We start from the raw sequence: 11,584 nt of genomic DNA, 5'->3' as shown, positions 1-11,584 counted from the left end.
CGTCGGCGCCGTGACCGCGGCGTGCCGGAGCGTGTCGTGGCCGTCGCTGGCGGTCGGCCTCGGGGCGGGTCAGGCGGCCGGGCACCTCACGCTGGCCACGGCGCATCACGGCGGGCATGGCCTGGTGCCGTCGGCGCCGATGCTGGCCGCACACGCCGCGGCGGCCGTCGGGCTCGCCCTTCTCATCGGTCTCGTCGGTCACCTCTACGAGGTGTGCTCGACGCTGCTCGCGTGGTTGGCCCCCGATCTCGTCCACCGCGGCAGGCCACGCGGTCGCACCTGGTTCGCCCGGCGCGACGTGCGCTCGTCGCGCCTGCTGGACTCCGCGCTGCGGTTGCGCGGTCCGCCGGTCTGCGGCTGACCTTCGCACCGCCGTAGCGCGATCGCGCTGTGGCGGCATTCCCACGTCGCCTGCGTACCGTGCCGTGCCGTGCAGCGCCGTGCCGTGCCGATAGCCGGTGCCGCGCGTTCTCCGGCAGCACGCCGACGACGTTCGTGACGCGCCCTGACGGGCCCATGACCGACGGAGAACCATGACGACCTTCGATGCCACCCCCACGTCCAGCGACGACGAATCCCGCGCCCCCCTTGCCACTTCGCCGCCGACACCCCACCCCCTGCGCGCGCTGCTGTTGCGGCTGCACTTCTACGCCGGCGTGTTCGTCGGCCCGTTCCTCCTCATCGCGGCGGTCAGCGGCGGCCTGTACGCCGTGGCCCCCACCATCGAACAGGTGGTCTATCGCGACCAACTGCACACCGACAGCACCGGTCCGGCACTGCCGCTCGTCGAACAGGTGCGCTCGGCGCAGACCGTGCTGCCCGACCTACCGGTGGTGGCGGTGCGTCCTGCCGTCGACGCCGGTGAGACCACCAGGGTCTTCTTCGCCGACCCGACGCTCGGCGAGTCCGAGCGGCGCGCCGTGTTCGTCGACCCGGTGACGGCCCGGCCGCTGGGCGATCTGGTGGCCTACGGCAGCAGCAGTGCGCTGCCCGTGCGCACGTGGATCAGCCAGCTGCACCGCACCCTTCATCTGGGGGAACCGGGCCGCGTCTACAGCGAGTTGGCGGCGTCCTGGCTGTGGGTCATCGCGCTGGCGGGCGTGGTGCTCTGGGTCGGCGGACGCCGGTCCGGTGCCCGCCGCCGACGGCCGTGGACGGTCGATCCCCGGGCGCGCGGGCGCGCCCGCACCCTGAACTGGCACGGGGTCGTTGGCCTGTGGATCGCGGTGGGGTTGCTGTTCCTGTCGGCGACGGGGTTGACGTGGTCGCGGTTCACCGGCGCCCACGTCGACGAGGTGCGCGCCGCCATGTCGTGGACCACGCCGACGGTGTCCAAGGCCCTCGACTCCGGGGACGGCGGGCCCGCGGCCGGGGGGCACGAAGGTCACGGCATGCCTGGCGGATCCGCCGAACCCGCGGGTGCACCGGCCGATTCGGTCGCCGAACTCGATCGGGTGACGTCCGCGGCCCGCGAGGCGGGCGTCGGAGGGCACGTGGAGGTGAGCATCCCCGCCTCGGCAGGCACCGCGTTCACCGTCGCCCAGACCCGGCAGCCCTGGGTGATGTCGAACGACACCGTGGCCGTCGACGGTGCGACGGGGCGCATCACCGACGCCTCGTGGTTCGCCGACTGGCCGCTGGCCGCCAAGCTCGCCGCGTGGGGCATCCAGCTGCACATGGGTCTGCTCTTCGGGCTGGCGAACCAACTGGCGTTGGCCGCCCTGGCGGTGGCGCTCGTCACCGTGATCGTGCGCGGTTACCTGATGTGGTGGCGGCGGCGACCGACGCGCGCGAATCGGGTGCTGCCGGTGCCCCCGCGGCGCGGGGCGGTGCGCGGCATGCCGCTCGGCGGCGTGCTCGCGCTGGGTGTGGCGACGGTGGCCGTCGGCTGGTTCATTCCCCTCCTCGGGGTGAGCGTGGCGGCGTTCCTCGCCGTCGACGTGATACTCGGAGTGGTTGCGCGACAACGGAGGTCGATCTCCTGATACCGCTGCGGGGACGGTGTCAGGGCGCCAGCAGGATGCGTCCGAGCTGTGTGGTGGTCTCGACACCGTCCTCGTAATCACCCTCGCCACCGAGGGAATTCATGACGGCGAGCGTGAATCGTTGGCCCGGTCCGGCGAAGCCGACGGAGTTGACCACCCAGCCGCCGTCTTCCTGCGACCACCCGTTCTTGGCGCCGGGGGCCATCGCGGGTCCCGCACCGAAGACGCCCCACCGCTGGTCGCCGTCGACGCGCTGCATCTCGGCGGTCACCGCGGCGGCGTTGGCGGGCGTCAAGCCGGTCAGGACGTAGGTCATCAGCCCGTCGAGGTCGGCGGCGGTGGACTTTTGGAAGCCCCAGTACGGGAACGTGGAGCCGTATCCGGGTTGCGCGGCGAGACCGGGCATCCCGTAACGCGCGGCGTTGGCGTTGAGCGACCCACTCTCGTACCGCGTCCACAGCGCGTCGGCGGCGTCGTTGTCGGAGCGGCGGAGCATGTCGACCATGCGTTGCCGATCAGCGGGCTCCAGCCGCACGGCGCCGGCCTGTTCGCGGGTCAGCAGGTCGGCAACCATCGCCAGCTTGATGGTCGAGGCGGTCCAGATCGGCACGCCCGCTTGCGGGTTGGCGTACCGCGCCCCCGTGACGCGATCGCGCCAGACGTAGCCGACGGTGCCGGGCCTGCCCGCGAGATAGTGATCGGCGGCCGCCAGCCGCTGCCGGGCATCGCAGGGCGCCGTCGTGCTGCCGCACGCGGCCCCCGCAACGGGCTGCGGCCTAACACCGATGAGCATGGCCACCACCACCCCGACGATGACGACGATCGCGCCTGCGGTGAGCGCCCAACGGCCGGAGTGCGGTGCGAGCACGAACCCTCCATCTACGCAGCAGGTCGTCAAGGGTAGCCGACGAGGCACCCCGCGCCCCGGCGCCACGGCGGTCAGCCCACCGGGCAGGTGGCCGCACCCTCGCGCAGCACCTGCGCCGACCGTTCGTCGATCGGCAGGCCGTAGCCGCGCAGCACCGCGACGAACTGCACCGAATACTGGCACCAGAACCCGCGATTGGGCGGCATCCAGTCGCCGGGCGCGGAGTCGCCCTTGTCCTGGTTGACCCCGCCCGCGACGGCGATGAGGTTGGCGGGATCGTTGGCGAACCGCGTGCGCAGGTCGGTCGGCCACGTCCGCGCGCCCAGGTCCCACGCCAACGCCAGCGGCACCAGATGGTCGATCTGCACCGCCGCGCCCACCTGATTGCCGCGGGTGAACGCGACCACGGCGTTGGAGTAGGGATCGTTGAGCACGCCGGTCGCGACCGCCCGCGGGCAACGGGAGATGGCCACGTAGGTCTTGTCGACGAGGTCTCGGTCGAGGATGTCGTTGCGGGTGTCGCAGCCGTTGTGGCCGCCCGCTGCGGTGTTGTCGTCGGTCCACGATTCACCGAACGCCGCGCGGCGGTAGTCGTGTCCGCGTACGCGCGCGGGGATCACGACGACTCCCTCCAGCACGTCGGCGCCCGGTGCCACCGTCGGCGGGTCGGCACCGGCCGACGGTGGCGCCGCCGTCCGTTCGCCCGCCACCGTCTGGACGGCGACCAGGACGGCCAGGGCCGCAGCGGCCGCGAGCCAACCGCCGCGCGTCATGCCTTGTCCAGGAATTCGACGCGCTCGGTGCCGGTGAAGGGTGCGGCCAACAGCTCGATGCCACGATGCCGGGTCAGGTGCGGATCCTCGGCGTGGATCTCGTGCACCAACTCCTTGGCGGCCAGGATGATCTGCTCGTGCTCGGCGAGCGACAGCAGGCGCAACGTGATGGGTCGCCCACTCTGGTTGTGGCCCAACACGTCTCCCTCACGGCGTTCCAGGAGGTCGAGGCGGGCGAGTTCGAAGCCGTCCAGCGTGGCGGCCACCGCACGCAACCGCGCTCCCGCCTTGGACGACTCCGGCAGCGTGGTGACCAACAGACACAGGCTGGGGTGCTGCCCGCGACCGATTCGCCCGCGCAGCTGGTGCAACTGGCTGATGCCGAACCGGTCGGCGTCCATCACCACCATCACCGTCGAGTTGGGCACGTCGACGCCCACCTCGATGACGGTGGTGCAGACCAGGACGTCGATCTCACCCGCGCGGAACGCGGTCATGACGGCGTCCTTCTCGTCGCCGGAGAGCCGGCCGTGCATCAGGCCGAGGCGCAGTCCCGCCAGGTCCGTGCGCCCCAGCCCCTCGAAGAGTTCGACCACCGTGAGGGCGGGTGGCCCCGGCGCCGCCTTCGCACGGGGACCCGCACCGCCGCGCGCCCCGTCGCCGCCGCCGGGACCCGCCCCGACGTCCTTGTCCGACTCGTCGATGCGCGACGCCACGACGTAGGCCTGGCGGCCCGCGGCCACCTCCTCGCGCACGCGTTGCCACGCGCGCGCCAGCCACTTCTGTTGCCGTTCCTCGCGGGTGAAGATGGTGTTGGTGGTGATGGGCTGCCTGCCGCGCGGCAGCTCGCGCAGTTCCGACGTCTCGAGGTCGCCGTACACGGTGAGCGCGACCGTGCGCGGGATGGGCGTCGCCGTCATGACCAGTAGGTGCGGCGTGACCCCATTGGCGGCCTTGGCGCGCAGTCGATCTCGCTGCTCGACTCCGAAACGGTGTTGTTCGTCGACCACCACCAGGCCCAGATTCTGGAACTCGACGGCGTCCTGGATGAGCGCGTGGGTGCCGACGACGATGCCTGCGGCTCCGCTGCCGATCTCCTCGCGAGCCTGGCGCTTCTGCTGCGCCGTCATCGATCCGGTGAGCAACGCGACCCGGGTGCCGGCGTCGTCACCGCCGAGTTCACCTGCCCGGGCCAGCGGCCCCATCACGTCGCGGATCGAGCGGGCATGTTGGGCGGCAAGCACTTCCGTGGGTGCCAGCAGCGCACACTGGTAGCCGGCGTCGACCATCTGCGCCATCGCGAGCAGCGACACGATGGTCTTGCCCGAACCCACCTCGCCCTGCAGCATGCGGTGCATCGGCGTCGTCGACGACAACTCGGCGGTGAACACGTCCAGGACTTCGAGCTGGCCGGCCGTCAGCTCGAACGGCAACCGCTCGCGCAGCGCGGTCGCGATCCCGCCCTCGCGCACCGGCGCCGGTGGCCCCGATTCGCCCAGTTCCCCGCTACGCCGCTCGACGAGCGCCCACTGCAGCCCGACGGCCTCGTCGAACGTCAGCCGCTCCCGTGCCCGGTCGCGATCGGCGACGCGCTCGGCGAGGTGAATCGCCCGCAGCGCGGCGTCCTCGTCCATCAGGTCCCAGTGCTCGCGCACGTCCTCGGGCAGCGGATCCGCCACGGGGTCGAGCACGTTGAGCACCTGCCGCACACAGGCATACAGATCCCAGCTCTGCACCTTGGCCGTGGCGGGATAGATGGGGAAGAAGTCGCGGTCGAAGGCCGCCAGCAGGTCGTCCTCGCCGTCGGTGGTGTCGGCGAGCGCGCGCAGCGCCGCGCTGCCCACGCCGCGACCGCCCGACGGGTTGAGCACCAAGAAACCCGGGTGTGTCAGCTGCATGACCTGACGGAAGTAGGACACCTCGCCCGAGAGCATCACCCGGGTCCCCACCTCCAACTGCTTGATGAGGTAGTCGGCGTTGAAGAAGGTCGCGGTGATCTTCGGGGAGCGGTTGCCCAGCGTCACCACCAGGTAGCGGCGCGGCCGCTTCCCGGGTTGCTGCTTCATCGGCTTGGCGGCGGCCTCGGTGATGGTGTCGACGAACGTGACGTGCTGCCCCTCCTCGAGGTCCAGATCCTCGTGCTCGCCGCGAATCGTCATCCCGTCGCTGTACGTCCGGGGATAGTGCCGCAGCAGGTCGTCCACCGTCACCAGGCCGAGGTGTTCTTCGAGGCGTTTCGCCGACTTGGCCCCGATGACGTGAATCAGCTTGTCCGACAGCGCAACCATCTATTCCACCCCGATCAGCAGGACGTCGCCGCGGTGGCCGGTGTGATAGGTGACCAACTCGGCGGCCAGGTGCGTGCCGTCGACGTGCTCGGTGAGCGCCGCGCTCACCGCCGCACCGTCGACGCCGTCCCCGGTCAGTACGGTGATCAGCTCGCCACCGGACGTCAGCAGCAGGTCGATGAGCCCCTTGGCGGCGGCCAGCACGTCGGACCGCACGATCAGCACCTCGCCGCCCGCGATCCCGAGGCCGTCGCCCCGCCGGCAGGCGCCGGCCCAGGTGAGCGCATCCTCGTCGGCCACCCGCACCGAACCGTGCCGCACCTCGGCCGCCGCGCGGGCCATGGCGTAGCCGTCGTCGACGGCCGGGCGCTCCGGATCGTGCACGGCCAGTGCCGCGAGCCCGGCCACCATGGAACTCGACGGCACCGGCACCACGTCGATGCCCCGTGCGGAGGCCGCCGCGCAGCCCGCCACCAACTCCTCGGCCGCGACGAAACCGTTGGGCAGCACCATCACCTGGCCGGCACCGATGTCCGCGACCGCCGTCAGCAGGCGCTGCGCGCTCACGGGGCGGTCGTCGTCGGCGGACAGCACGGCGGCGCCCTCCCCCGCGAACAGTTCGCGCGCCCCGGCGCCGTCGACCACCGCGAGCACCGCCCGGGCGACGGGACGCTCCCGGGTCGCCGAACCGACCGTCAGCGCGGTGATCTGGATGCCCGACGGCGTGCCGAGGTCCAGCGCGGCCTCGACGGCGGCGCCGGCATCCTCGGCGTGCACGTGCACCGAGAACCGGTGCGCCGTCCGGGCGGCGGCAATCACCACCGAGTCACCGAGGGTCGCCAGTCGCTTCCGCAGCGTCTCGACGGTCGTGCTCTCGACGGCGGTGTCGTCGAGGTCGAGGGTGTACATCACCTCGAACGGGGGCACCTCGAACTGGGGCACCTCGTCCTGAGGCACCTCGTCCTGAGGCACCTCGGAGGAGTCTCGCCGACCTCGCGAGGCACCGGGCGCCGCGACCAGCGCGCCCTCGAAACGGCGCCGCGCCGGCGCCCGCCCGGTGAGGGTGCACGTCAGCGCGTCGAGGACGACGAGTAGTCCCCGACCGCCTGCGTCCACGACGCCCGCCGAGGCGAGCACGTCGAGCTGTTGGGGCGTCCGTTCGAGCGCTGCGTTGGCGGCTTCGGACGCGGCCGCGCAGATGCCGTCCACGGTGGCGGGCGACGCCGCGAGCGCGGCATCGCCAGCCGCCGCCGCGAGCGCGGCATCGGCCGCCGCGCGCAGCACCGACACGATGGTGCCGGGCACCGCCGCCCCCACCGCGTCCACGACCAGGCCCACCGCGTGGTCCAGGGCCCTGGCGACGACGTCACCGGCGACCGCGTCGGGCCGCCCCGCGCGGGCCACGGTCTCGGCGAGTCCGCGCAGGATCTGCGACAGGATGACCCCGGAGTTGCCACGCGCCCCCTGCAGCGCGCCGTCGGCCAGCGCCGCGGTGACCGCGATCACGTCGTCGGGCGCGGTATCGGCGACCGGATGCACCGACAGCGCGTGGTCGAGCGCCGACCGCATGGTGAACGTCATGTTCGCCCCGGTGTCGGCGTCGGCTACCGGGTAGACGTTGAGGGCATTGATCTCGTCGGCGTGCGCGGCCAGGCCGTCGACCGCGGCCCGCGCCCACTCCCGCAGCGCGGTCGCGTCGAGCGCACCAGCCGCCATCGGACCTCCCACCGTCTCGCGCCACCGTTCGCGGTGCGATCGAGCCTAACCAGTCCGCCCGACAGCGCCCTGGCACCATTCCCAGAGCGGGGTGGTGGTGGACGGCATTTTGGCGATCACCGCCCCGGCCGGTATCCTGGTCGGGTTGTCGAGTCGTGTCCGCGCCCAGGTGCTGCGGACACCCGGGGACACCCGGCTCGTCCGAGACCCAAAGTACTGATTGAGGAGTTCATCATGGCTGCCGTCTGCGATATCTGCGGAAAGGGCCCCGGCTTCGGCAAGTCGGTGTCGCACTCCCATCGCCGGACCAGCCGCCGGTGGGACCCGAACATCCAGCCGGTGCGCGCCGTGGACCGCCCGGGCGGCAACAAGAAGCGCGTCAACGCGTGCACGTCCTGCATCAAGGCCGGCAAGGTCGTTCGGGGCTGATCCGCCCGCCGGCGTGACCCACGCCGGCCGCACGTCTCACGATTGGCCGCGCACCCGTCCTCAGGGCGGGTGCGCGGCCATTGCTGCGTGCCGGATGCCCGCTAGGGCAGTCGCCAGTCCACCTGCTCACCGCCGAGCTGGGTCAGCAGCTCGTTGGCCCGACTGAACGGCCGCGAGCCGAAGAAGCCCCGCGACGCCGACAGCGGCGACGGGTGGACGGACTCGATGGTCGCGCAGCGCTCCCCCGCGAGCATCGGTTTGAGGGTCTGCGCGTCGCGGCCCCACAGCACCGCGACCAGCGGCTGCGGCCGCTCCACCAGCGCGCGGATCGCACACTCGGTGACGGCCTCCCACCCCTTGCCGCGGTGCGATGCCGGAGCCCCGGGGCGCACCGTCAGGACCCGGTTCAGCAGCATCACCCCCTGCCGCGCCCAGGGCGACAGATCGCCGGTGCTCGGGGCGTCGAAACCTAGGTCGGTGCCGTACTCCTTGAAGACGTTGTCCAGGCTGCGCGGCAGCGGGCGCACGTCGGGCGCCACCGAGAAACTCAGCCCCACCGCGTGTCCCGGCGTGGGATACGGATCCTGGCCGACGATCAGGACGCGCACCTCGTCGAACGGAAACGTGAACGCCCGCAACACGTTCTCCCCCGCAGGCAGGTAGCCCTCACCCGCGGCGATCTCGCCGCGCAGGAACTCGCCCATGGCGCCCACCTGCGTGGCGACGGGCTCCAACGCGCGGGCCCAGCCCGCCTCGACGATCTCCTGCAGAGGGCGTGCTGTCATGGTCGAGAACCTACCAACCTCAGAACGACTGCCAGCCCGCGCTTCCGCGCCACGGTGCGCCGTCCACCACCACCCCCACGGGCCCGTCGGTGACCGTCCCGATGCGCCTCCAGCCGGCCGGCGGCGCACCGCGGAACGTCGCCACCAGGCAGTGGTCCTCACCGCCGCCCAGAACCCACGCCCACGGGTCGCCCGAGACGGCCGCGGCGGCACCGGCGAGCGCGTCCCGGTCCTCGGCCAGCGCCGCGGTGGCCACGTCGATCCGCACCGCCGAGGCACGCGCGACGTGGCCCAGGTCGGCCACCAGCCCGTCGGACACGTCGGTCATGGCGGTGGCGCCGACGTCGGCGGCCGCCGCGCCCTGACCGTAGGGCACCTCGGGCACCAGGTGCGCGCGGCGCAGCACCACGTGGCGCGGGTCATCGATCCCCTTGTCCCACAGCAGGAATCCCGCAGCCGAGCGCCCGAGGGCTCCGACGATGGCGACGACGTCGCCGGGCCGGGCGCCGTCGAGCCGAACCGGGGCGCGGCCGCCGAGATCACCGAGCGCGGTAACCGAGATCACCCACTGCGGTGCGGCGACCAGATCACCCCCCACGATCCCGGCCCCGCTGCGCGCGGCCTCGGCCCACATGCCGTCCGACAGCGCCGTCGCGGCGTCGACGGCCGTCTCCCCCGGCGCGGCGAGGCCCACGACGAAGGCCGTGGCACGCGCACCCATCGCCTCGATGTCGGCCGCGTTCTGCGCGATCGCCTTGCGCCCCACCTGATGTGGCGTCGACCAGTCGAGCCGGAAGTGCCGATCCTGCACCAGCACGTCGGTGCTCAGCACCACCCGGCCATCGGGTGCCAGCACCACCGCGGCGTCGTCACCCGGGCCCACCAGGACACCGGGCGGCTGGACGCGGCCGGCGACGACGGCGTCGATCACCGCGAACTCGCCGAGACCGGCCATCGTCGGCCGCGCGTCGTCGGTCATGCTCCCCCTCGCTCCTCGACGTGCCTGCGGTAGTTTGGCCCCTGCGGCGCCGAGTCTAGGCACGCGGAAGACGGAAGAGGAATGACGTGGTCGAGGCGGAGACCGACGGTCCGCCACGGGCGGCGATGATCGCCGCGGTGGTGATCGCGGCGCTGGCGGTGGTGGGACTGCTGGTGGTGGCGGCGGTCCGACAGACCCCCGAGGCCCCGCGGGTCGTCGCCGTGGCCTCGGCGCCCGCGCCCGCAGCCGACGGGGCGCCATGCCGGGCGCTGGCCGACGCGCTGCCCGACGCCCTCGGCGACTATCGGCGCGCCCCGCTGGCCGACCCGGCGCCCGCCGGGGCCGCCGCGTGGCGAGCCGACGGACAGCCCGAGGGCTACGACACGGTGGTGCTGCGGTGCGGCATCGACCGCCCGCTGGACTTCGTCGCCGGTGCGCCCGTCCAGATGGTGGATCAGGTCGCCTGGTTCCGCATCGCCGATGCGGGCAGCAGCACCTGGATCGCGGTGGACCGGCCGGCCTACGTCGCGCTGACGTTGCCCGACGGTTCGGGACCCACGCCCATCCAAGACGTCTCGGCGGCGATCGCGAAGGCCATGCCCGCCGTCACCCCGCAGCCGGGGCCTCCCCGTTGATCCGGTGCTGAGTCAGCGCAGGCCGGTGCCGCGGCTGCGCGCGGTCTCGACCATGGTGGCCAGCAGCGTCGGGTAGTCGATCCCGCTGGCGGCCCACATCCGCGGGAACATGGAGATCGTCGTGAACCCCGGCATCGTGTTGATCTCGTTGATCACCGGACCGTCCTCGGTGAGGAAGAAGTCGACGCGGGCCAGGCCCTGGCAGTCGATGGCCCGGAACGCGCGGATGGCCAGATCGCGGATCTCCTCGGCGATCTCGTCGGCCACCTTGGCGGGTACGTCGAGTTCCGCGGCGTCGTCCAGATACTTGGTCTCGAAGTCGTAGAAACCGTCCTCGCGGCCCCGCACGCCCGCAACGCGGATCTCCCCCACCGTGCTCGCCCGCACCGTGCCGTCGGGGAATTCCAGTACGCCGCACTCGAGTTCGCGTCCCACCACCGCGGCCTCGACGATCACCTTGGGGTCGTGGGCGCGGGCCGCGGCGATGGCCCCGTCGAGCTGATCCCACTGCGTCACGCGACTCACGCCGATCGAGGAACCGCCGCGCGCCGGTTTGACGAACACCGGTAGCCCCAGCCGCTCCCGCTCGTCGAGGGTGAGGGTGGGCACCCCGGGACGCAGCACCACCTGGTCGCCGATCGGCAAGCCCTCGGCCGCCAACAGCTTCTTGGTGAACTCCTTGTCCATGCCCGACGCGCTGGCCAGCACGCCGGCGCCGACGTAGGGCACCCCGGCCAGTTCCAGCAGGCCCTGGATGGTGCCGTCCTCGCCGTAGGGCCCGTGCAATACGGGAAACACCACGTCGACGGCCGTCAGCAGCTCACCGGCGTCCAGGGACAGCAGTTGCCCGCGGCGGCCAGGATCGGCGGGCAGCGCCAACTCGGTGCCGGACTCCTCGCTCACCCCGGGCAGCGTGCCGTCGGTGATGGCGAGGGTCTCGGGCCGACCGTCGGTCAGCACCCACGACCCCTGCGGCGTGATGCCGACGGCCACCACCTCGAACCGTGCCGGATCCAGGTTGCGCAGGATGCTGCCTGCGGAGACACACGAGATCGCGTGTTCTGAGCTGCGGCCGCCGTAGACGACGGCGACGCGGATGCGGGCAGTCACAACCTAGAGAGGCTAC

At 72.4% G+C, this 11,584-nt stretch carries 11 protein-coding genes; 4 read left to right on the top strand and 7 right to left on the bottom strand.

The window, feature by feature from the left end:
• Positions 1-361 (top strand): hypothetical protein (locus AC30CM_RS05120; RefSeq protein ID WP_490115736.1); only part of this gene is annotated, 361 nt, incomplete at its 5' end.
• Positions 362-533: 172 nt separating this feature from the next.
• Positions 534-1,985 (top strand): PepSY-associated TM helix domain-containing protein, encoded by a 1,452-nt coding sequence (locus AC30CM_RS05115; RefSeq protein WP_490115735.1) that lies wholly within the window; start codon positions 534-536, stop codon positions 1,983-1,985.
• 19 nt (positions 1,986-2,004) lie between these two features.
• Here the strand turns inward: AC30CM_RS05115 and AC30CM_RS05110 are convergent, their stop codons facing one another.
• From AC30CM_RS05110 to AC30CM_RS05095, 4 genes are all read right to left on the bottom strand, one after another.
• A complete protein-coding gene (locus AC30CM_RS05110; protein WP_490115749.1) occupies positions 2,005-2,778 on the bottom strand; it encodes a serine hydrolase in 774 nt (257 codons plus the stop codon).
• 146 nt (positions 2,779-2,924) lie between these two features.
• Positions 2,925-3,626, bottom strand: coding sequence for an HNH endonuclease family protein (locus tag AC30CM_RS05105; RefSeq protein ID WP_490115734.1), 702 nt, complete (start codon positions 3,624-3,626; stop codon positions 2,925-2,927).
• Entirely contained in the window at positions 3,623-5,914 is a 2,292-nt protein-coding gene (gene recG / locus AC30CM_RS05100; RefSeq protein ID WP_490115733.1) for an ATP-dependent DNA helicase RecG, read from the bottom strand. Before recG ends, AC30CM_RS05105 begins: the two co-directional genes overlap by 4 nt.
• Positions 5,915-7,630 carry a DAK2 domain-containing protein gene (locus AC30CM_RS05095; protein WP_490115732.1) on the bottom strand — a complete coding sequence of 572 codons (1,716 nt, stop codon included), beginning with the start codon at positions 7,628-7,630 and terminating at the stop codon, positions 5,915-5,917. It abuts the gene before it with no gap.
• A gap of 234 nt (positions 7,631-7,864) precedes the next feature.
• Here AC30CM_RS05095 and rpmB point away from each other — a divergent pair, with 234 nt between their 5' ends.
• Entirely contained in the window at positions 7,865-8,059 is a 195-nt protein-coding gene (gene rpmB, locus AC30CM_RS05090) for a 50S ribosomal protein L28 (protein WP_490115731.1), read from the top strand.
• Between the two features lie 101 nt (positions 8,060-8,160).
• Here rpmB and AC30CM_RS05085 read toward each other — a convergent pair whose 3' ends face one another.
• Both AC30CM_RS05085 and AC30CM_RS05080 read right to left on the bottom strand, forming a co-directional pair.
• Positions 8,161-8,844 carry a uracil-DNA glycosylase gene (locus AC30CM_RS05085; protein ID WP_490115730.1) on the bottom strand — a complete coding sequence of 228 codons (684 nt, stop codon included), beginning with the start codon at positions 8,842-8,844 and terminating at the stop codon, positions 8,161-8,163.
• A 19-nt stretch (positions 8,845-8,863) separates the two neighbouring features.
• Positions 8,864-9,823, bottom strand: a complete 960-nt coding sequence (locus AC30CM_RS05080; RefSeq protein WP_490115729.1) for a thiamine-phosphate kinase — start codon at positions 9,821-9,823, stop codon at positions 8,864-8,866.
• Between the two features lie 125 nt (positions 9,824-9,948).
• On the opposite strand from AC30CM_RS05080, the gene AC30CM_RS05075 reads away from it, so the two are divergent.
• Positions 9,949-10,458, top strand: a complete 510-nt coding sequence (locus tag AC30CM_RS05075) for a DUF3515 domain-containing protein (RefSeq protein WP_490115748.1) — start codon at positions 9,949-9,951, stop codon at positions 10,456-10,458.
• 12 nt (positions 10,459-10,470) lie between these two features.
• Here the strand turns inward: AC30CM_RS05075 and AC30CM_RS05070 are convergent, their stop codons facing one another.
• Entirely contained in the window at positions 10,471-11,568 is a 1,098-nt protein-coding gene (locus AC30CM_RS05070; protein ID WP_490115728.1) for a D-alanine--D-alanine ligase family protein, read from the bottom strand.
• Between the last annotated feature and the right edge of the window lie 16 nt (positions 11,569-11,584).

Source organism: Mycobacterium sp. DHQP2018-32-09 (assembly GCF_058148405.1).
The sequence above is the reverse complement of the archived record's forward strand: the minus strand, read 5'-3'. Positions and strand labels throughout refer to the sequence as shown.

What these genes read in the sequence shown, in the direction of transcription:
- recG (WP_490115733.1), bottom strand. Translation starts at nt 5,914, where the DNA reads ATGGTTGCGCTGTCGGACAAGCTGATTCACGTCATCGGGGCCAAGTCG.
- AC30CM_RS05080 (WP_490115729.1), bottom strand. Translation starts at nt 9,823, where the DNA reads ATGACCGACGACGCGCGGCCGACGATGGCCGGTCTCGGCGAGTTCGCG.
- AC30CM_RS05115 (WP_490115735.1), top strand. Translation starts at nt 534, where the DNA reads ATGACGACCTTCGATGCCACCCCCACGTCCAGCGACGACGAATCCCGC.
- AC30CM_RS05105 (WP_490115734.1), bottom strand. Translation starts at nt 3,626, where the DNA reads ATGACGCGCGGCGGTTGGCTCGCGGCCGCTGCGGCCCTGGCCGTCCTG.
- AC30CM_RS05110 (WP_490115749.1), bottom strand. Translation starts at nt 2,778, where the DNA reads ATGCTCATCGGTGTTAGGCCGCAGCCCGTTGCGGGGGCCGCGTGCGGC.
- AC30CM_RS05085 (WP_490115730.1), bottom strand. Translation starts at nt 8,844, where the DNA reads ATGACAGCACGCCCTCTGCAGGAGATCGTCGAGGCGGGCTGGGCCCGC.
- AC30CM_RS05095 (WP_490115732.1), bottom strand. Translation starts at nt 7,630, where the DNA reads ATGGCGGCTGGTGCGCTCGACGCGACCGCGCTGCGGGAGTGGGCGCGG.
- rpmB (WP_490115731.1), top strand. Translation starts at nt 7,865, where the DNA reads ATGGCTGCCGTCTGCGATATCTGCGGAAAGGGCCCCGGCTTCGGCAAG.
- AC30CM_RS05075 (WP_490115748.1), top strand. Translation starts at nt 9,949, where the DNA reads ATGATCGCCGCGGTGGTGATCGCGGCGCTGGCGGTGGTGGGACTGCTG.